General features: G+C 65.1%; 17 protein-coding genes and 1 tRNA gene. 12 read left to right on the top strand and 6 right to left on the bottom strand.

All coding sequences use genetic code 11. The features are described from left to right. The first annotated feature begins 5 nt into the window (after positions 1-5). Positions 6-1,211, top strand: coding sequence for an MFS transporter (locus GGR43_RS00475; protein ID WP_188069986.1), 1,206 nt, complete (start codon positions 6-8; stop codon positions 1,209-1,211). Between the two features lie 94 nt (positions 1,212-1,305). Next, positions 1,306-2,085, top strand: coding sequence for a GntR family transcriptional regulator (locus GGR43_RS00470; RefSeq protein ID WP_188069985.1), 780 nt, complete (start codon positions 1,306-1,308; stop codon positions 2,083-2,085). A 15-nt stretch (positions 2,086-2,100) separates the two neighbouring features. Here the strand turns inward: GGR43_RS00470 and GGR43_RS00465 are convergent, their stop codons facing one another. Continuing rightward, a complete protein-coding gene (locus GGR43_RS00465; protein ID WP_188069984.1) occupies positions 2,101-2,808 on the bottom strand; it encodes a class II aldolase/adducin family protein in 708 nt (235 codons plus the stop codon). Then, complete coding sequence (locus tag GGR43_RS00460; protein WP_188069983.1) at positions 2,805-3,779, bottom strand: dihydrodipicolinate synthase family protein; 975 nt, start codon at positions 3,777-3,779, stop codon at positions 2,805-2,807. Before GGR43_RS00460 ends, GGR43_RS00465 begins: the two co-directional genes overlap by 4 nt. A 187-nt stretch (positions 3,780-3,966) precedes the next feature. Here GGR43_RS00460 and GGR43_RS00455 point away from each other — a divergent pair, with 187 nt between their 5' ends. The 7 genes from GGR43_RS00455 to GGR43_RS00425 all read left to right on the top strand — a co-directional run bounded on the left by GGR43_RS00455 (position 3,967) and on the right by GGR43_RS00425 (position 10,907). Next, positions 3,967-4,914, top strand: a complete 948-nt coding sequence (locus GGR43_RS00455; protein WP_188069982.1) for a VOC family protein — start codon at positions 3,967-3,969, stop codon at positions 4,912-4,914. A 61-nt stretch (positions 4,915-4,975) separates the two neighbouring features. Next, entirely contained in the window at positions 4,976-6,178 is a 1,203-nt protein-coding gene (locus GGR43_RS00450; protein ID WP_188069981.1) for a thiolase C-terminal domain-containing protein, read from the top strand. A gap of 1 nt (position 6,179) precedes the next feature. Further along, positions 6,180-6,581, top strand: a complete 402-nt coding sequence (locus GGR43_RS00445; protein WP_223177227.1) for a Zn-ribbon domain-containing OB-fold protein — start codon at positions 6,180-6,182, stop codon at positions 6,579-6,581. A gap of 11 nt (positions 6,582-6,592) precedes the next feature. Further along, a complete protein-coding gene (locus tag GGR43_RS00440; RefSeq protein WP_188069979.1) occupies positions 6,593-7,771 on the top strand; it encodes a CaiB/BaiF CoA transferase family protein in 1,179 nt (392 codons plus the stop codon). Between the two features lie 60 nt (positions 7,772-7,831). After that, positions 7,832-9,148: an NtaA/DmoA family FMN-dependent monooxygenase gene (locus GGR43_RS00435; RefSeq protein ID WP_188069978.1), complete on the top strand. Its 1,317-nt coding sequence runs from the start codon at positions 7,832-7,834 to the stop codon at positions 9,146-9,148. A gap of 33 nt (positions 9,149-9,181) precedes the next feature. Then, positions 9,182-10,504 (top strand): flavin monoamine oxidase family protein, encoded by a 1,323-nt coding sequence (locus tag GGR43_RS00430; protein ID WP_188069977.1) that lies wholly within the window; start codon positions 9,182-9,184, stop codon positions 10,502-10,504. A 16-nt stretch (positions 10,505-10,520) separates the two neighbouring features. Further along, on the top strand, positions 10,521-10,907 hold the full coding sequence (locus tag GGR43_RS00425; protein WP_188069976.1) for a DUF4440 domain-containing protein: 387 nt from the start codon (positions 10,521-10,523) through the stop codon (positions 10,905-10,907). Between the two features lie 67 nt (positions 10,908-10,974). Here GGR43_RS00425 and GGR43_RS00420 read toward each other — a convergent pair whose 3' ends face one another. From GGR43_RS00420 to GGR43_RS00410, 3 genes are read right to left on the bottom strand one after another with little or no spacing between them, the layout of a single operon-like run. After that, the gene (locus tag GGR43_RS00420) at positions 10,975-12,462 is read right to left on the bottom strand and encodes an aldehyde dehydrogenase family protein (protein ID WP_188069975.1); all 1,488 of its coding nucleotides are present in this window, start codon (positions 12,460-12,462) and stop codon (positions 10,975-10,977) included. A 21-nt stretch (positions 12,463-12,483) separates the two neighbouring features. Continuing rightward, complete coding sequence (locus GGR43_RS00415; RefSeq protein WP_188069974.1) at positions 12,484-13,938, bottom strand: aldehyde dehydrogenase family protein; 1,455 nt, start codon at positions 13,936-13,938, stop codon at positions 12,484-12,486. Further along, on the bottom strand, positions 13,935-15,149 hold the full coding sequence (locus GGR43_RS00410; RefSeq protein ID WP_188069973.1) for a cytochrome P450: 1,215 nt from the start codon (positions 15,147-15,149) through the stop codon (positions 13,935-13,937). Before GGR43_RS00410 ends, GGR43_RS00415 begins: the two co-directional genes overlap by 4 nt. Before the next feature lie 189 nt (positions 15,150-15,338). Here GGR43_RS00410 and GGR43_RS00405 point away from each other — a divergent pair, with 189 nt between their 5' ends. Genes GGR43_RS00405 through GGR43_RS00395 form a run of 3 tightly spaced genes read left to right on the top strand, consistent with a single transcriptional unit; the run spans position 15,339 to position 17,988 of the window. Further along, positions 15,339-16,382 carry a cupin domain-containing protein gene (locus tag GGR43_RS00405; RefSeq protein ID WP_188069972.1) on the top strand — a complete coding sequence of 348 codons (1,044 nt, stop codon included), beginning with the start codon at positions 15,339-15,341 and terminating at the stop codon, positions 16,380-16,382. A 33-nt stretch (positions 16,383-16,415) separates the two neighbouring features. After that, complete coding sequence (locus tag GGR43_RS00400; RefSeq protein ID WP_188069971.1) at positions 16,416-17,021, top strand: malonic semialdehyde reductase; 606 nt, start codon at positions 16,416-16,418, stop codon at positions 17,019-17,021. A gap of 13 nt (positions 17,022-17,034) precedes the next feature. After that, the gene (locus GGR43_RS00395) at positions 17,035-17,988 is read left to right on the top strand and encodes a fumarylacetoacetate hydrolase family protein (RefSeq protein WP_223177226.1); all 954 of its coding nucleotides are present in this window, start codon (positions 17,035-17,037) and stop codon (positions 17,986-17,988) included. Between the two features lie 364 nt (positions 17,989-18,352). Here GGR43_RS00395 and GGR43_RS00390 read toward each other — a convergent pair. Beyond that, a tRNA-Leu gene (locus tag GGR43_RS00390) sits at positions 18,353-18,437 on the bottom strand. Between the last annotated feature and the right edge of the window lie 144 nt (positions 18,438-18,581).

The raw sequence follows: 18,581 nt of genomic DNA, 5'->3' as shown, positions 1-18,581 counted from the left end.
CGGCCTTGCATGACCGCCAAGGCCCGGTTGCGGCCGCCGGCCATCGGGCAGGTGGCCCTTCCGTCCTGCTGCTCGGCCTGCTGGCCGCGCTCAATGCGTTCGGCATCGACAGCTATGTCGCCGCCCTGCCGACGATGCAGCGGGAATTGCATGCCGGTGCCGTCGCGGTCCAGTCGACCGTCGCGGCCTATCTGGCGGGGCTTGCGTCCGGCCAGCTGCTCTGGGGCTGGGCCAGCGACCGGTTCGGCCGGAAGAGGCCGCTGCTGCTGGCGCTGGCGGTGCTGTGCCTCTCGTCGCTGGGATGCGGTATGGCGGGTAACATCGGCGCCCTTGTCCTCTTCCGTTTCGTCCAGGCGATCGGCAGCGCGGGCGCGGCGACGATCGCCTATGCGCTGGTTGCCGACCATTGGGCGGCGACCGAGAGGGCGCGGATTTTCTCGCGCCTGTCGCAGCTCATCGGCGCAACCGCGATAACCGCGCCGTTGCTGGGCGCAGGCATTCTGGCACTCGCCTCGTGGCGGGCCATATTCGTGCTGTTCTCGCTGGTCGCGGCGGCGATGGCGGTATGGGTCGCTTGCGGCCTTCGGCAGGAAGGAAGGGCGGATGCAACCGGTCGGTGCGGAACGGCGGGCGGGTTCAGGTCGCTCCTCGTCGAGGATGGATTTCGGGCCAGCCTGCTCGTCGCGGGCCTGTCCAATGGCGCGATGCTGGCCGTGCTCACGGCCTCTTCGTTCGTGCTTGTCGGCCAGTTCGGCTGGACAAGCGGAGGCTATGCCGGATTCTATGCGATATCGTCCTTCCTGTTCATCCTCTGCGCGCAATGGAACGTCGTCCTGCTGCGCAAGCTTACCCCGCGCGCGATCCTGTGGCGCGTCAGCTGGATCATCGCGCTGCTGGCTGCGCTGCTCCTCGCCGGGATTCTGAGCGGCCTGTCGGGCGCGCCGGGATATGTCGCGATCGCGGGCGCCTATCTGGCGCTGCTTGGACTGGTGCTGGGAAATGTCGCGTCGATCGCGATGGAGGGCGTCCCCCCGGCATTGGCGGGACGCGCCGCCAGCCTGCTCGGCATCTCGCAATTCCTGGCCGGGAGCCTTCTCGTCCCGCTGGCGACGGCATTGGAGCCCGTCGCCCTTTCCGTGGCGCTGGTTTTCCTCGGCTGCGCGGCGGGCGTGCTGCCCTGCGCGGCGCGATTGCGGGGCCTCGGCGAATAAACGCATTTGCAAATCGGGAAATTTTTGATAATTCTGGATCATTTCCAAATCTCAACATTTATAGGATATTTGAGATTCAAGGGGTTGAAGCCAGATGAAGAGAGCCGTTTCCGATGTTGCAGCCAGCGCCGCGGGCGAAAGCTTCACCGACGTCGTCTATGGCCAGCTCAAGGCGGACATTCTCTGGGGCCGGCTGTCCCCCGGCGAGGCGCTGCGGTCGGAGGAATTGCGGCGCCGCTATGACATAGGGATCAGCCCGTTGCGGGAGGCGCTGACCAGATTGGCCAGCGAGCAACTGGTGATCCGGTTGCCGCAGAAGGGCTTTCGCGTGGCGACGCTCGACGCGGCGGAGGTCAACGATGTTCTCGAAACGCGGCTGATCGTGGAAGGCGAGGCGCTGCGCCTGTCGATGGCGCGGGGCGACATCGAATGGGAAAGCGGGATCCTGGTCGCCTCGCACGCGCTTGGCCGAGCGTTGCAGGACACGGCGCTGAAACCCGAAACGCCGGAATGGTCGGCGGTGCACCGGCGCTTTCACCTGTCGCTGCTGTCCGGATGCAAGTCGCCGACCCTCCTCCATTTCGCGGAAATCCTCTACGACCGCGCCGAGCGGCACCGGATGGTCGGTGAAACCTGGCGCGCAAGGGTGGAATCGTCGGGCGCGGTCGCCGGGCGGAACCGGGCGGGCGAGCATGAGACGATCAGCCAGTTCGTGCTGGCCGGCGATTTCAACCAGGCGATGGAGGCGCTGCGCCGCCATTATATGTTGACCGCCCAGTCGGTGCTCCATGTGCTGGGCTACAAGGACAGCGCGACCGGCGAGGGGACGAAAGCCGCGCCGGCCAAGGCCGGGTTGCGCAAGGGGGCCGCCTGAGGCGACCGCGCTCCGTCAATCGAGTGCCGCCGCCCAATGGTCCCACGCGCGATCGATCGTCGCGCTGGTTGTCGCGGCGGCGAGCGTCGCTTCGCCCGGCGTCAGATAGTTGACCGGACCCAGCGGGACGGAGGCGAGCGCAAGTTTGGCGTTGTGCTCCAGATATACCGCACGGAACACCGCTTCCCGCACGCTTTCGGCCACCACCACCGAGCCATGTCCGCGCATCAGCAGCGAACTGGCGCCCCCCAGGTTCCGGGCCAGCGCCCGTCCCATCGCGCGGTTGCGGATGAGGAGATCGGTGTCGCCGAACTCCGTGCGCGTGTCGAAGATCGGCGCGCCTTCCCCCAGAAAGCCGCAGACATGGCAGAGGGGCTTCAACGCGGTGCCGGTGACGCCGAAGGGAAGCACCGAGGGCGAATGGCTATGGACGATGGCGGCGATGTCGGGCCGCGTCGCATAGATTTCGCTGTGGATGAAGCGTTCCAGATAGGGCTTGACCGGCGGGCCGCCGACTTGCTCGCCATCGGGCCCGAAGCGCCGGATATCCGCCGCCTCGACATCCGCCGGGGCGCGGCTGCGCGACAACAGGAAGCAGCCCGGATGGGCGGGATCGCGCACGCTGACATGGCCGAACGCGTCCAGCACGCCATTGGCCGCGAGGATACGGTTGGCGAGGACGAGGTCGCCGACCAGCGGGGCGGGCAAGGGGGCGTCCGTCATGCCGGCATTTCCGCCGCGAATTCTTTCTGAATCACGGCCCACCGGCGACCCGTCTCCAGCGCCCCTTCGCGATAGGCGTCCGGCAGGCCGGCATAGGGCGGGCGAACCGGTCCCGGATCGATGAGGCCCGCCGCCTCGAAGCGCAGATGGCCGATCGCGATGCTGTGGTTCATGAACGCCGCAAGGTCGCCGCCCGCCATCATCGCCTGCTCCGCCCAGCGGCACCGCGCGCTGATGCTGTCCGCCCGGTCCCAATCGCGCGCGGCGATGGCGCTGGCCAGCGCGACCAGCGGCGCGGGCGCGCAGGCGACATGGCCGCTCCAGCAGGCCTCGAACAGGTCGGGATGCGCGCGCGCGACGCGCGCCCAGTCGCCGTTTACCGGCAGGATGCGGCAGGCATCGCCGACCGCCAGCGCATCGCTTTCCAGCGACGGGCCGCCGACATGCTTGGCGGCAATGACTTCGGGGATACGCGCCAGCTCGATATAGGTTTCCGGCTCGATCTTGCCCTTGAAGGCGATGGGATTGTCATAGATCACCTGCGGCACGCCGGGCAGCGCCTCGGCCAGATCCTGATGGAAGTGGAGAATCTGGGATTGCGACATGGCCAGCCACATCGGCCGGCCCACGAAGATGCCGTCCGCCCCCAATGCTATCGCCCGCCGGGCCTGCGCGATCGTATCCCGCGTATTGAGCGTGCCGACGCCGCAGAAGAACGGGACCCGTCCGGCAATGGTTTCCGCGATGCAGGCGTTGAACGCCTCATGCTCGGTCCGGGTGAGGGTGGCGCATTCCCCGAACGTGCCGTTGGTCATCAGGATATCGACTCCTGCTTCCACCAACAGCCCGGCCATGCGCTCGCTTTCGGAGAGATTGACCGAATTCTTGCAGCGCCAGCTCTCTGCGTCGCTTGTTGCGGGCGTTGGCATGATGCCCGCCAAACCCTTGAAATCTTTTGGGGTCATTTTCATGGCTTGCTCCCTGAGCGGTTCTGTTGCCTCTTGTTTACGGAGATTTTCGTCGGCTGTAAATATTTTGGAATATTTATATTGAAATCCAAAATTATCGGAATAACCTGAAGGGCAAGAACAGCGTGCGATTCGCTGCGACGGATTGTGGACAATCTCCGTGCAATCGCTCAGGCTATGGGAGAGAGAGATGGCGACTGGTGCAGGCAAGTCTTTGCTGAAGGTAAGGGATCTGCTGCACGTCCGCGTCGCGGCGCCCGATCTGGACGAGGCGGAGCGGTTTCTCGTGACCTTCGGGCTGGCGACGGTCGAGCGCACGCCCGACCGGCTCTATTCGCGCGGGACCGACGCCGGGCCATGGTGCCATGTCGTGGAGCGCGGCGAGGCCCGGCTGATCGGCTCGGCCTTCCTTGTCGACGACCGCGCGCAACTGGAAAAGGCGGCGGCGATCGCAGGCGCCGGGGCGATCGAGCCGACGGGCGAGCCGGGCGGCGGCGACAGGGTCCGCCTGACGGATCCCAACGGCTTTTCCGTCGATATCATCCATGGGATAGAAAGCCTGCCCGCGCTGCCGGTGGAAGAGCACAGGGTGAATACCGCTTTTCGCCGCGGCCGCCCCGATGGCCAGCTCTATCGCCGCCCGCCGGGCCCGGCCCATGTCCGCCGGCTGGGGCATTTCGTGCTGTCGACGCCCGATCTCGATCGCACGCGCCAATGGTATCGCGAGGTCCTCGGCCTTATCGGAACGGAAGACATCTTCGCGGGCGAGAAGGACAATATCGTCGCCAGCTTCAGCAGGCTGGCGCGCGGCGAGGAATATGTCGATCATCATGTGTTCATGACGCACAAGGGCGCCAAGGCGGATCTCAACCATCTCGGTTTCGAGGTGCTGGACGCCGACGATCTGTTCTTCGGCCATTATTACATGAAGGATGCCGGGGTGCGGCATCGTTGGGGCGTCGGTCGGCATCGGCTGGGCAGCCAGATCTACAACCAGTGGTTCGATCCATGGAACCGGGGCTATGAGCACTGGACCGATACGGATGTGCTGAACGAGCAGCATGAACTGGCGCTTGTGCCCGCTGCCGAGGCGTTGAAATCGCAATGGGGCGACGCGCCTCCGGTGAAGTTCGAATGACGCCGCCGCATGGCGGGTGAAGCCGGTAATCCACTATCTCCATTCTGTCGGAGTCAAGGCGATGAGCGAACCGCGTTTCCGCGATGCCTGCGCGATCAGCGGCATAGGCTGGTCGGCGCTGAGCAAGGCGAGCGGACGTACCCCGGCGGCGCTCGCCACGGAGGCGGCGCTGGCCGCGATCGCCGATGCCGGGCTGGAACCTGCGGAGATCGACGGCCTCGTTACGCTGTTCTGGGGTGCGCGCGATACGCCGGCCCCGTCCGAGATGGTGGCCGCCCTCGGCCTTCCCCGCTGCCGCCTCAGCCATTGCGATGCGGGCGGCGGCGCGTGGGCCTGCTCGGCGGTGATGGCCGCCGCGCTCGCGGTGCATGCCGGGATATGCCGCCATGTGCTGGTCTATCGAGGGGCCAATATGCCATCCGCCCCGCCGCCCTCGGCCGATCCCGACTATTGGCCTTCCGGGCAGCGGCCGTGGAGCGAGCCTTTCGGAGCCGTGCATGCCGCGACGCTTTACGGCCCCCATGTCGCCGCCTGGATGCACGCGCACGGCCTTTCCAACAGCGATTTCGCGGACCTGGCGGTGATGCAGCGCGCCCATGCGCGGCTCAATCGCAAGGCGATGATGCAGGCACCGATGAGCGTGGACGATCATCAGCAATCGCCCTGGATCATCCGGCCGTTCCGGCTGCTCGATTGCAGCATCTTCAATGACGGCGCGATGGCGCTGGTCGTGTCGGCGAGCGACGCGGCACGGGGGTCGAAGCACGGTGTCGTCACGATCCGCGCCGCGCTCGGCGGCTCCTCCGGCGCGCCGGTCCGGGCATGGGGCAGCGGCGATTACTGGACGCTCAATGCCGAGGCGCTCTCGCGCGAACTTTATGCGCAGGCCGGGATAAGCGTTGCGGATATCGACATCGCGCAGCTCTACGATCCGTTCACCGGCATGGCGCTGATGCATGTGGAGCAGTTCGGCCTCGCCGCCGCGGGACAGGCGGCCCGCGCCGTGGCGGAGGGCGAATTCGGGCTCGACGGCCGGATCGCGCTCAATAGTTCCGGCGGCCATCTTTCCGAGGGCAATCTGGCCGGACTGGGCCATGTCATCGAGGCGGTGCAGCAATTGCGCGCCGGCGGCGTCCGCGACGATCTGTGCGATGGGGCGCATAGCTTCGATCGCTCCTGCTGCCGTCAGGTCCGGTCGCCGCATATCGCGCTCGTCGCGGGCGAGTGCGGCGATTCCGGCCTCATTCTGGCGAGGGAGGCATAGGATGCGGCCGCCGGTCATGGACGCCGATTCCGCGCCCTTCTGGAAGGGCTGCGACGAAGGACGGCTGATGGGGCAGAGCTGCGAGGGTTGCGGGACGTTCCGTTGGCCGCCGCGTGAATATTGCCCCTCCTGTCATTCCCATAGCTCCCGCTGGTCCGGGCTTGGCGGCACGGGACAGATTGTTGGTCTGGTGGTCGTGGAGCGAGCGCCGATGCCGGGTTTCGATGCGCCGCTGCCGCTGCCGATCGTGCATGTCGAGCTCGACGGGACGGGCGGGAAGATGGTCCTTCAGGCCAATCTCAGGTCGGACGGGAAGGCCGCCATCGGCGACCGCGTCCGCACGGAATTCACCGATGCCGAAGGCGCACAGCGCCTGCCGGTCTTTGTTTTGCAGAAAAGTTGAGGAGAGGCGTGATGCTGACGAAAGGCGAATTCGGACCATTGCAGGGGGTGAGGATCCTGGATCTTTCCCACGTCCTCAACGGCCCGTTCGCGACCATGCTGCTGGCGCATATGGGCGCCGAGGTCATCAAGGTCGAGCAGCGCGACGCCCCCGACCGGTTCCGCCATGCCTGGATGCCGGTGGATGCCGACCATGACGGCTATGAGTTCCTGGTCGTCAACGCCAACAAGCGCTGCATCACGCTCAACCTGAAGAATGAGGACGGCCGCAAGCTCTTTCTCGATCTGGTCCGCAAGAGCGATGTCGTGGTGGAGAATTTCTCGACCGGCGTGATGGATCGTCTCGGCTTCGGCTATGAGCAGTTGAAGGAGGTCAATCCCTCGATCATCTTCGCTTCGTCGAAAGGCTATGGCGAGACGGGGCCTTATGCGGGCCTGCGCTCCTTCGCGACGATCGCGATGGCGATGAGCGGCTGGGCCGACGCGTCCTGGAAGCTTTCCGGCGCACGGGGCACGCAGGTCTTCGGCCCCGGCGACGAGGCGGCCGGGGTCTCGATGGCGCTCGGCATCTGCGCGGCGCTCTATCATCGCGCGATGACAGGGAGGGGGCAGAAGATCGAGGTGTCGATGCAGGAAGCGCTGATGGGTTTCATGGTCAGCCACTTCCACGAGCATTTCGAGGGTATGGGACCGGCCGGCGCCTATATGGAATCGAAGGACGGCCATATCGCCACCCATCTGCCGGACATGACGGACGCCCTGTTCCTCAAATATTCGACGGCGCTCGGCCATCCCGAAGCGATAGAGGACCCGCGCTTCGCCACGGTCGCCAAGCGGCGCGAGAATTTGAAGCTGTTGCAGAATACCGTGGCCGAATGGATGAGGAAATTCACCTCGCACGAGTTGTTCGAAATCTTCAGCGAGCAGAAGGTCCCGGCGGGCCCGGTGCTGACGATTCCGGAAATCCTCGACGATCCGCACATCAAGGCGCGGGAGGCATTTGTCGGTGTCCATCATGACGAGGCCGGCGATCTGACCTTGCTGGCTCCCTGGGTCCGGTTCAGCGACACGCCGGCGCGGATCGACCATGCAGGCGCTGCCGTCGGGCAGCATAATGAGGAAGTCTATCGCGAATTGCTGGGGCTGACGGCCGGGGATCTCAAGGATCTGGAGGCGCGCGGCGCGATCTGACGCGGGATTTTCCGCACCGGCATTTTCTCTCATTCGCGTTTCCGGGAAAGGACCACGATCATGGTTCGTCAAAGCAGCCGTCAACTCGTCCTTGGTTTCTTCAGTTCCTTCTCTCCGCCGGCATGGCACGCCGCCAGCGATCGGCTGCATGGCGCGGATTGGGCAAGCGGCGCTTTTCACAGCCGTCTGGCAAAGCGGGTCGAGGAAGAATGCTTCGATTTCCTGTTCTTCGAGGATACCTCGTCGGTGTCCCGCATCGGCGGTTCGATGGACCTCGATCTCGCCAATGTCTATTCCTCGCCGAAAAACGACCCGGTGGCGTTGCTTCCCTTTCTGGCGGCGCAGACCGAGCGGCTCGGTTTGGTGGCGACGGCGTCCACATCGCTTTATCCGCCCTATCTGCTGGCGCGCGCGCTGGGCACGCTGGATTCGCTGTCCGGGGGACGGATCGGCTGGAACATCGTGACCACCAGCGAAAAGGAATCTGCGCAGAATTTCGGCATGGACGATCTGCCGCCGGTTGCGGAGCGCTATGATCGTGCCGACGAATTTGTGGAGGTGGTCAGCAAGCTCTGGGACAGCTGGGAGGCCGGGGCGGTGATCGCCGATGTAGAGCGGGGCATCTACACGGACCCTGCCGGGGTTCGCGAAATTGCGCATGAAGGGCGGTATTTCAAGGTTCGCGGTCCGCTGAATTCGGCACCGTCACCGCAGGGGCGGCCGGTGTTCGTCCAAGCGGGCGGTTCGGACAAGGGGCGGGACTTCGCGGCGAAGCACGCGGAAATCATCATGTCGACGACCATCGGCGGCGTCGAGGCGATGAAAAGCTTCCGGGAAGATGTTCAGGGCCGGATGAAGAGCTTCGGCCGCGATCCGCGCGAATGCAAGATCCTGTATCTCGCAAGGGTGAACATCGCGGACAGCATGGACCAGTTCCGCGCAAGCATCACCGACGAGCAGATCCGTACCGTGCTCGGCACGCATTCCGCCCATCTCGGCATCGATCTGACGCGGTTCGACATGCACAAGCCCATTCCGCAGGATGCGGTCACCAACGGCACAACCAGCATGTTCGACGCGCTCAAGAAGAAGGGCGCGCAGGGGCAGAGCATTCGCGATGTGATGATCGATTTCAACTGGGGCGATCGCAATAACGGCCAGATCGGCAAGGCCGGCGACGTGGCCGACTACCTCATCGACATGATGGAGGAGGCCGGTGGCGACGGTTATCTGATCGGTGCGACCAAGGAAGCCAATGCCAATTTCCTGTCCGGGATTTTCGATGGTCTCGTGCCCGCGCTGAAGGAGCGCGGCGCGATGCAGCGTGCATATGGTTCGGGCGCCACGCTGCGCGAGCGCCTGTTCGGCGCGCACTGATCGGCCGGCAAGTCCGCAACAAAGGGAATGAATATGAGCAGCGGGAAAGACAGCGCGGTTGATGTCGCGATCGTGGGCGGGGGGATTGCGGGTTTGATAGCCGGTCGCGATCTGGCGCGGGCGGGTCTTTCCGCTCTCGTGCTGGAGGCGAAGGACCGGCTGGGCGGGCGAGCCTTCCACCGGGACAGCAAGCTTGGCATGAAGCTCGAAATCGGGGGCGGCTTCGTGCATTGGCTCCAGCCCCATTTGTGGGCCGAGATGCTGGCCTACGGGCTGGAGATAGAATCGGTGGCCTGGATCGAGCATGGCTATTGGCTCGACAAGGGCGAAGTGCGCAAGATGCCGATCATGGACCTGATGGGCGCGATGACGCCGGGCGAGATCAGGATCGCGGAGGGCGCGCTGGAGGCCTTTCCCAACCCCCATGCGCCCTTCCCGCTGACCGACGCCGCGCGTCGCGCCGACCGCATGACGGTCGCGCAGCGTCTGGCGGAACTCGACCTCTCCGACGAGGAGCGCCGGATGGTCGCCGCTCACTGGACCTTGTCGTTCAACGGGCCGATGGAGGATGCGGCCTGGTCCCAGATCCTGCGCCTCGTCGCCCTGGCCGGGGGGGACTGGAAAATGCGGGGGCAGGCGGAATCCCGCTATGTCCTCAAGGGAGGCACGTCGATGCTGATCGATGCCATCCTCGCGGAATCCGGGGCCGAGCATCGTTTGAACGCCCACGTCATCTCGATCGTGCAGGATGAGAAGGGCGCTGCGCTCTCGCTCGCCGACGGCAGCATCGTGAGGGCGCGTGAAGTGATCGTCACCGTTCCGATGCCGGTCGTCCATGACATGGCCTTCGATCCTCCGCTTTCCGCGCGCAAGGTGGCGGCGTCGCGGCGCAACCAGGTGTCGCAGGGCGTCAAGGTCTGGATGCGCGCCAAAGGCAAGATCGACGGCTTTATCGCCTTCGCGCCGGAGGACTATCCGTTGACCATGATGGGAACGGAATATGATGTGGATGATGATACCATCCTTCTCGCTTTCGGCCCGCGGTCGAGCGACCTCGACATACGGGATGTCGCGGCGGTTCAGGCTGCCGCGCGGCAATGGTTGCCCGATCTGGAACTGGTCGCCGTCGATGGGCATGACTGGTCGGCCGATCCGCTGTGCCGTGAAACCTGGGCGATGCTGCGGACCGGCCAGCTGGAGGACATAGAGGAGTTCAACCGACCTGAGGGGCATGTCCGCTTCGCCGGGGGCGACATAGCGCTGGGCTGGGCCGGCCATTTCGATGGCGCGATCGAAAGCGCCCGCCGCGCGGCCCGCGACATTGCCCGCAAATTGTCCGCGCAGGGCGGATCGTGATCGAAAGGAAAAGAGCATGTCAGCCAATCTGGGCAATGCGCTGGAAGCGATGAACCGCGCCTATGGCCGCAACGATGTCGATGCCTATTTCGCCTTCTTCTCGCCTGAAGCGACGATCGTGCTTCCGGGCCGGGGCCGGGTGCCGGTCAGCGCCTATGTCGAGCGGTGGCAGGCGGTGGTCGGGTCGGGCGCCGGGGTGGAGCGCTGCGTCATGCTGGACGTGGCGCTCAAGCCGTCGCCATCGGGCGATGCATCGATCGTGACCTATATTCTCGATGTCACCTATCGGGGCATGGGTGTCGAGGGCGAGGACCGGCGTCGGCTGTCGATGAGCGAGGGCTGGTTCCTGCTGGATGGCGCATGGAAGCTCGTCCATATGGACTGGACGACGCTGGAGGGCTGATCACAGGACCGGCTGAAAAACGGACAGGCGAGAGGCCGGATGTTCGATCCGGCCTCTTTTTTCGTCGTCAGTCCAGCAGGACCGCGACCGATTTGGTTTCGGTGAAGGCAAGGACGCCCTCCTCTCCGCATTCCCGTCCGATGCCCGAAGCCTTGCGCCCGCCGAACGGCAGCGCCGGATCGACGAGAGAATGGGTGTTGATGCCGACGGTGCCCACTTCCAGTCGGCCCGCGAGGGATTGCGCGCGCGCGACATTGCGCGACCAGATGCTGCCCGCCAGTCCGAATTCGCTGGCATTGGCGCGCCGGGCGAGGTCTTCCAGATCGTCATCATCGTCGAACCTCATGACCGACAGGACCGGGCCGAATATCTCCTCCCGCACGATATCCATTTCCGGCGCGGCGTCCGTCAGGATCGCCGGTTCGAGGAAATAGCCGGTGCGGTCCGGCGTCGACCCGCCGAAGGACAGCCGGGCGCCCTGTGCCTCGCCCTGCATGATATAATGGCGCACCCGTTCGCGATGCGCGGCGGAGATGAGCGGGCCGAGCCGGGTTTCCGGGGCGAGGCCGTGGCCCATGGTCAGCCCGGCGGCGAAACGGGCGATGCCCTCGACCACGGCGTCATGGATGTCGCGATGGACGAACAGGCGGGAGGCCGCCGCGCAGACCTGCCCGGAATTGTTGAAGATCGCCATCGCGACGCCGGGAATGGCGCGTGAAAGATCGGCGTCCGACAGGAGGATCGCCGGTGACTTGCCGCCGAGCTCAAGGCTGACCCGCTTCAGCGACCGCCCCGCCTCGGCGGCGATCGCCCGGCCGACGGAGGTGGAACCGGTGAAGCTGATCTTGTCCACCAGCCTGTGGGATACCAGCGCCGCGCCTGCTTCCGCGCCGCCGGGCACGATGTTGAACACGCCCGCCGGTATGCCCGCCTCAAGCGCGAGCTCGCCCAGACGCAGCGCGGTGAGCGGCGTCAGCTCCGACGGCTTGAGCACGATGGCGCATCCCGCCGCCAGCGCCGGAGCGACCTTCTGCATGGTCAGCATGATGGGCGCGTTCCACGGCACGATCATTGCGACGACGCCGACCGGCTCCCGCACGGTATAGGCATGCCAGGTGCCGGGGCGGGAAAGCGTCACCTGCCGCCCGCCCGCCTGCGCCGCCCAGCCCGCATAATAGCGCGTCAGGGCGATGACGAAGGGCAGGATCGCATTGCGGATCGCGGCGCGCGGCGTGCCGTTGCAGATCGTTTCCAGATCGGCGAGCAGGTCGGCGTCGCGCTCGATGGCATCGGCAAGGCGCATCAGCGCCGCCGCGCGCGCGGCCGGCGGCATGGTCCGCCAGGCAGGGGCGGCGGCAGCGCGGGAAGCCGCCGCCACGGCCCTGTCCACATCGGCGGCCGAGGCCTCCCGGATGTCCGCGAGCGGGGTTTCCGTCGCGGGATCCGTCGGGCGGAGATGCCCTTGCCCGCCCGCCGCCGGACGGTCGCCGTCGATCAGGGGATGGTGGTCGCGGGCAAGATAGTCTCGCGCGGCTTGGCTCAGAAGCTCATGCATGTCTCGGTTTTCCCTGACGGTTCAGAAGCGGAAGTTGATGGTCTTGAGGTCGGTGAATTCGAGCAGTTCGTCGAGCGATTCCTCGCGACCGATGCCGGACTGCTTGACGCCGCCATAGGGCGCGCCGATGAAATGGCGGGCGCTGTCGTTGATCCAGAGGAAACCGGCCTCGACCGCCCGTGACGCCCGCATCGCGGTGGCGAGGTCGCGCGTCCAGATCGCGGCGGTGAGGCCGTAATCCACATCGTTCACCTCCGCCAGCATCGCCGCCTCGTCGCGCCAGCGCAGCACCGAGAGAACCGGTCCGAAAATCTCCTCGCGGGCCACGGCCATCGCGGCGGTCACGTTCGTCAGCAAGGTCGGTTCGTAATAATGGCCGTTGGCGAGGGCGGGATCCTCCGCCCGCCGCCCGCCGCATCGCACGGTGGCGCCGGCCTGTCGGGCGAGCCTGACATAATGCTCCACCTTGGCGCGCTGCTCGGCGGAGATCAGCGTTCCCATGGTCGTCGCGGGATCTTCGGGAAGGCCGGGCCGATAGACGGCCATCGCCTCCGCCAGCCGGTCGACGAAGCGGTCGTGAATATCCTCGTGGAGAAACAGCCGGGAGGTGGAACCGCAGCTTTGCCCGGCCCAGCCGAAATTCATCCCCCGCACCGCCGCCTCGACCGCTTCGGAAAGGTCCGCGTCGGGCCAGACGATCATCGCATTCTTGCCGCCCAGTTCGAATATCACCCGCTTCAGCCGGTCGGCCGCGCCGCGCATCACCGCCCGCCCGGTCGCCGCTCCCCCGATCAGGGAAACCAGCGGCACCTGCGGGTGCGCGGTCAGCGCCGTTCCGGCTTCCGTTCCGCCGGTGACGATGTTGAGGACGCCGGGCGGCAGGATGTCGCCCGCCAGCTCCATCAGCCGATAGGCGGACAGCGGCGCCTGCACGGGCGGCTTCATGATCACCGCATTGCCCGCCGCGATGGCGGGTGCGAGTTTCATGCAAAGGAACATGAGCGGATGGTTATAGGCGAGGATGCGGGCGCATACCCCGACCGGCTCGCGCGCGACGAGCCGCAGCGCGCCCCCGCCGCTGGGCAGCACATCGCCCTTCGCCTCATGGGCGATGCCTGCGAAATAGTCGATATAGTCGGCGCCGAAGGCGGCATCGCGCAGCAGCTCGCGCAGCGGACTGCCGCAATTGATGGCGTCAATCCGCGCCAGTTCCTCCGCATGGGCGCGAACGGCAGTGGCCAGCGCCCGCAGCCGTTCCTGACGCTCCAGCGGCTCGGTGAGCCGCCAGTGCGCGAAGGCGCGCCCGGCGGCGGCCACCGCCAGATCGACATCCATGGAGTCGGCTTCGGCGGCGACGCCCAGGGGCCGCCCGTCGGAAGGGCTGAAAAGCTCGCGATAGCCGCCGTGCGGCTCATGCCACCGGCCGTCGTAGAAGAGCTGCCTATGCGCGGGCAGGAAGTCGCCGCTGCCGCTCATGCCGGTTCGATCTCCACGGGAAGGCTCGCCATCGCGTGGAGCGAATTGTTCAGGCGGCGGACCAGCGGTCCGGTCATGCGAATGGAGGCGATTCGTTCGCGCAGGGCGGCGAGCAGCAATTCCACCTCCTGACGCGCCACCATCTGCCCCAGACACTGGTGAATGCCATAGCCGAAAGCCACATGGCCGCTGGTGTGCCGGCGAATGTCGAACGCGTCGGGATTGTCCCATTTGCGCGGATCGCGGTTGGCGGCGGCGAGGAACAGCAGCACCTTCGCGCCCTCGGGCAGGCGGACGCCGGCCAGATCGACCTCGCGCGTCGTCGTCCGGCAGAATATCTGGGCGGTCGAGTCCCAGCGAAGCGCTTCTTCGAACGCCTTGCGCACCAATGAACCCTCCTGACGCAGGACGGCCCATTGGTCGGGATAGGTGGCGAAGGCCAGCATCATGTTGCCGATGCTGTTGATCGTCGTATCCACCCCGGCGCTCAGGAAGGAACGGACCAGCCGTTCGCCCTCCTCCTCGCTGATCTCGCCAGCGTCGACAGCGTCGAAAATGCCCATGCCCCAACTGCCGGGCTGGAGATTTTTCCGTTTGCAGGCTTCGGCGACCCATGCATTCGCGGCGGGTAGCTTCGCTTCCGAGGAAAGAAAGACCCGGTTGCGGGGGCCATAGGCATTGAACACCGCTGCGGCATAGGGAAGCATGTGCTCGCGGCCTTCCTCCATGATGCCGATGGCGTCGGGGAAAACGGACAGCGGGAAGACCTCGGCAAGGTCGGTCACGGCATCGAAGCGACGCCTGGCCACGAGCCGGTCGGCCAGTTCCTCGGCCTGAGCCTGCCAACGGTCACGCACCTTCTTGAGCGCGGGGAGCGAGACGATGCGGTTCATGAGCGTGCGCGCACGCGTATGTTCGGGCGGGTCGGCTTCCAGCAGGAGCGAAGCCGGACGCCATGGCGGGTCGGTCTTGAAATCCTGAAGGCCGACCCCCCGCGCCGAACAATAGGTGGCATGATCGCGCAGGACCTCCATCACCTCGGCATAGCGCGCGCAGGCATGGATGCCGTAGCGCCGAATATGGAGAACCGGCCCGGCATCGCGCAATGCGCCGTGCAGGGGATAAGGGTCTTCGAGAAAGGCTTCGTCGAAGGGATCGAAGTCCATTTCGACCGCCCTTTCCCCAAGCCTGCCTGCCGCTGTTTCCGTCATCCTGCTCTCCCTTTCCGATCCGAGGTGGCGCTCGTCCGCGCCGAAATGGAGTCGTTTGATAGGCGGCATCTAGCTTATTTTTAGAAATAATGCAAAATATTCCAAAAAAAGATGACGTGAGGAAAATTTTCCGTTATAAGCGGCCCACAGATCGAAAATGCAGCTCAGGGGCTGTGCGGGAGAGTGGCAGTGACGACCTTGGCGAGCAGCGATCCGGTGTCGCCGGAACTGAGAAGCGCATATGACGCGCAAAAGCTTGTTCCGCTCTGGGAAAGCGGAACGACGGGATTTTCGCAGGGCGGGGAGCAGCCCCGTCATTGGCCTTGGGAAGCGATCGGGCCGATCCTGCGCGAAACCGCCCACATCACGGTGCCGTCTATCGTTGAGCGGCGTGTGTTGATGATGATGAACTCGACGATTCCGCGCAACGATGCGGAAAGTTGCGCGGGGCTTGTGAGTGCCGGCGTGCAGGCGCTGATGCCGGGCGAGATCGCGCGGCCCCATCGTCATGCGATGCATGCGCTCCGCTTTGTTCTGGAAGGCGAGGGGGCTGAAACCATCGTCGAGGGCAAGGCATGCGCCATGGAGCCGGGCGATCTGGTGGTGACGCCGGGGTGGGCGTGGCACGAGCATCATAATAAGGGCGGCAAGCCAACTCTCTGGGTCGATATTCTGGATCTGGCGATCCATCGCGCGATGCGGACCGACATGTTCCAGCCCGGCCCGGTAAATGCGTTGCGGGCGGTTCCGGCGGATCGCGCTTATGGTGCGGCCGGTATCGTTCCGGTGGGTATCGAGGAGAATGAGGTCGCCCGCGCCGGCCATACGATGATGTTCCGCTATCCGGCGGGACCGGCCCAGGCGGCGGCGGCGAATGCGCCACAGGACCAGTTCGGCATCAGGCTTGCGCGCTATGTCGATCCGCGCAACGGCGGCGCGATCGTCCCGACGATCGACTGCTATCTCATGCAGCTGGAAGAGGCGGAAACGGCGAAGGCGCGTAGCCTTGGCGCGCAGCTCTGCGTCGTCGTGGCGGGGGCGGGCGAGAGCGATATCGACGGAACCCGCATCGCCTGGCGGCGCCATGACGTCTTCACGATACCGCGGGGGGCAACGGTGGTTCACCGCATCTCCGAGGGCCCGGCGCAGATCTTCGTGGCGAGCGACATCGAGATCTACCGGCGGCTGGGGCAGGCAGACGGCAACGATCCAGCCCTTTTCGCGGCAGTCTGAACGACCTCCTGAACCGAACCCAGAGGAAGAATAATGACGACACCATGGGGAAGCGACCTCGATGAAGCGGTCGACCGGATGTTTCTCAAGGCGCGGTCCTATAATGGCTGGCAGGCCGAGGACGTGTCCGACGATATGCTCCGCCATATCTATGACCTGATGCGCTGGGGCCCGACCAGCATGAACGGCAATCCGCTGCGGATCCTGTTCCTCCGCTCGCCGGAGAAGAAGGAGCAGCTTGCCGGGATGATGGTCGGCAGCAATGGCGACAAGGTCCGCTCGGCTCCGGTCGCGGCCGTGCTGGCCTATGACACGCGCTTCCATGAAAAGATGGATCGGCTGTTCCCGCACGATCCCAAATCGCGGGCCTGGCTGGAGGCGGACGATGCGGCCCGTGAAGAGACCGCCTTCCGCAACAGCTCCATGCAGGCGGGCTATTTCATCCTGACGGCGCGCCTGCTGGGCATCGACTGCGGGCCGATGTCGGGCGTGTACAAGGATCGCGTCGACGCGGCGTTCTTTCCCGACGGGCGATGCAGGACGAACCTGGTCTGTGCGCTCGGAAGGGGGGACCCGTCCTACCGATTGTTCGAGCGCAATCCCCGCCCCGGCTTCGACGAAGTCTGTCAGATTGTTTGAAGGGTATCGCCCAATGTCGGCTTACACGCTTATGTCCTACAGCAAGGACAATTCCGAACCGCGCGCGGGTCTTATCGTCAAGGATCATGTGTTCGATGTTGCCCGGTTGCTGGGTGATTCCGCCCTTTCCACGATCGAACAATTGCTCGCCTCATGGGATGATGCCGATCGGCGCCTGTCGGATGCCGTTGAGAGGCTTGCCGCGAACGGTGATGGCGCAATTGATCCGCAGGATCCGGCTCTCGTCGGACAGCGCGATACGGTGAAAGAGGAAAAGATGCTGCGACCCGGCGCGATATTCTGCGTCGGTGCGAACTATCAGCAGCATATTGACCGCATGGCCGCCATCAGGAATGTGGACATGGGCAAATCGACCACCGAACTCGGTCTCCCGCCTTATATCTTCATCAAGCCCCTTCAATCGCTGGCTGGATCGGGAGAAGTCATTTCCGTTGCGAGCCGGAGCCTCGACTATGAAGGCGAGCTTGGCGCCGTAATCGGCCGGGCGGCGGCCAATGTCGGCAAGGATGATGCGCTGGACCATGTGGCCGGATATTTCGTGGCCAATGATCTTTCGGCGCGCGACCGTTTTATCCGTCCGGGGGTGCCGCCCGTCTCGCCATTCCGCTGCGATTGGGTCGGACACAAGGTGTTCGACGGCAGTTGTCCGATAGGATCGGATCTATTGCCTGCCCGCTTTGTGAAGGACCCTCAGGATCTGCGGCTGAAGACATGGGTGAATGAGGAACTCCGGCAGGATTCCTCGACCAGTGACATGATCTATTCGGTGGCCGAGATTATCGCATATCTTTCTACCCTGGTGACTCTCCAGCCGGGCGATCTGATCCTGACCGGAACCCCCTCGGGCGTCGCCTCGGAAACGGGCAATTTCCTTCGGGACGGCGATAAGGTCACCGTGCATATTCAGGGCATTGGAAACCTGTTTTCCCAGATCCGGATATTATAGGACATATTATAATCGGATGAGAGCCATTTTATATTTCCGAAGGCTCTCCTGACTCGCGCCCGACATCGCGACCGCTCTCGTCGAGGGACCTCATCCATCGCTCTCACGCCCAGGATGCTGCCCGACGCGGATTTCCCGCTCGACTGGACCAGCCGGAAAGAGCTGCTCGGCTTCGCCTGATCCCTCCCACGAGGTGCAGTCGGAAACTCAGGCCCATGAAGACGAGGCCGGAGAATGGCGCCCCTGTCCCACGCGAAACTGTCTCGCCGCTACGCGCGTCATGACCTGCCGCTGAAAGCGCGCGGAACCGCGCCGGTTCCGGGGTGGCCGGTCGGGAGTAAGTCGCTGATTTAACAGGAAAATATGGTGCCCCTGGCCGGACTCGAACCAGCACTCCCGAAGGAACTCGATTTTGAGTCGAGCGCGTCTACCAATTTCACCACAGGGGCAGGCCCGCGCCCTCGGCGCGGAAGGCTGCCTGTAGCCGAGCGGAAGGGGCAACGCAACCATCAGATGCGGCACCGCGCGCGCTGCCATGTATGACAAGGTTATCAAATTTCCGGGCGGCGCTATGGCATTGGCGGCCGTTGCGG

Origin of the sequence: Sphingobium jiangsuense, assembly GCF_014196495.1 — a bacterium.
GTDB classification, from domain to species: Bacteria; Pseudomonadota; Alphaproteobacteria; order Sphingomonadales; family Sphingomonadaceae; genus Sphingobium; species Sphingobium jiangsuense.
Note: the sequence above shows the minus strand (reverse complement) of the source record. Positions and strands in the feature narration are given on the sequence as shown.

What these genes read in the sequence shown, in the direction of transcription:
- GGR43_RS00470 (WP_188069985.1), top strand. Translation starts at nt 1,306, where the DNA reads ATGAAGAGAGCCGTTTCCGATGTTGCAGCCAGCGCCGCGGGCGAAAGC.
- GGR43_RS00465 (WP_188069984.1), bottom strand. Translation starts at nt 2,808, where the DNA reads ATGACGGACGCCCCCTTGCCCGCCCCGCTGGTCGGCGACCTCGTCCTC.
- GGR43_RS00460 (WP_188069983.1), bottom strand. Translation starts at nt 3,779, where the DNA reads ATGAAAATGACCCCAAAAGATTTCAAGGGTTTGGCGGGCATCATGCCA.
- GGR43_RS00455 (WP_188069982.1), top strand. Translation starts at nt 3,967, where the DNA reads ATGGCGACTGGTGCAGGCAAGTCTTTGCTGAAGGTAAGGGATCTGCTG.
- GGR43_RS00450 (WP_188069981.1), top strand. Translation starts at nt 4,976, where the DNA reads ATGAGCGAACCGCGTTTCCGCGATGCCTGCGCGATCAGCGGCATAGGC.
- GGR43_RS00445 (WP_223177227.1), top strand. Translation starts at nt 6,180, where the DNA reads ATGCGGCCGCCGGTCATGGACGCCGATTCCGCGCCCTTCTGGAAGGGC.
- GGR43_RS00440 (WP_188069979.1), top strand. Translation starts at nt 6,593, where the DNA reads ATGCTGACGAAAGGCGAATTCGGACCATTGCAGGGGGTGAGGATCCTG.
- GGR43_RS00435 (WP_188069978.1), top strand. Translation starts at nt 7,832, where the DNA reads ATGGTTCGTCAAAGCAGCCGTCAACTCGTCCTTGGTTTCTTCAGTTCC.
- GGR43_RS00430 (WP_188069977.1), top strand. Translation starts at nt 9,182, where the DNA reads ATGAGCAGCGGGAAAGACAGCGCGGTTGATGTCGCGATCGTGGGCGGG.
- GGR43_RS00425 (WP_188069976.1), top strand. Translation starts at nt 10,521, where the DNA reads ATGTCAGCCAATCTGGGCAATGCGCTGGAAGCGATGAACCGCGCCTAT.
- GGR43_RS00420 (WP_188069975.1), bottom strand. Translation starts at nt 12,462, where the DNA reads ATGCATGAGCTTCTGAGCCAAGCCGCGCGAGACTATCTTGCCCGCGAC.
- GGR43_RS00415 (WP_188069974.1), bottom strand. Translation starts at nt 13,938, where the DNA reads ATGAGCGGCAGCGGCGACTTCCTGCCCGCGCATAGGCAGCTCTTCTAC.
- GGR43_RS00410 (WP_188069973.1), bottom strand. Translation starts at nt 15,149, where the DNA reads ATGACGGAAACAGCGGCAGGCAGGCTTGGGGAAAGGGCGGTCGAAATG.
- GGR43_RS00400 (WP_188069971.1), top strand. Translation starts at nt 16,416, where the DNA reads ATGACGACACCATGGGGAAGCGACCTCGATGAAGCGGTCGACCGGATG.
- GGR43_RS00395 (WP_223177226.1), top strand. Translation starts at nt 17,035, where the DNA reads ATGTCGGCTTACACGCTTATGTCCTACAGCAAGGACAATTCCGAACCG.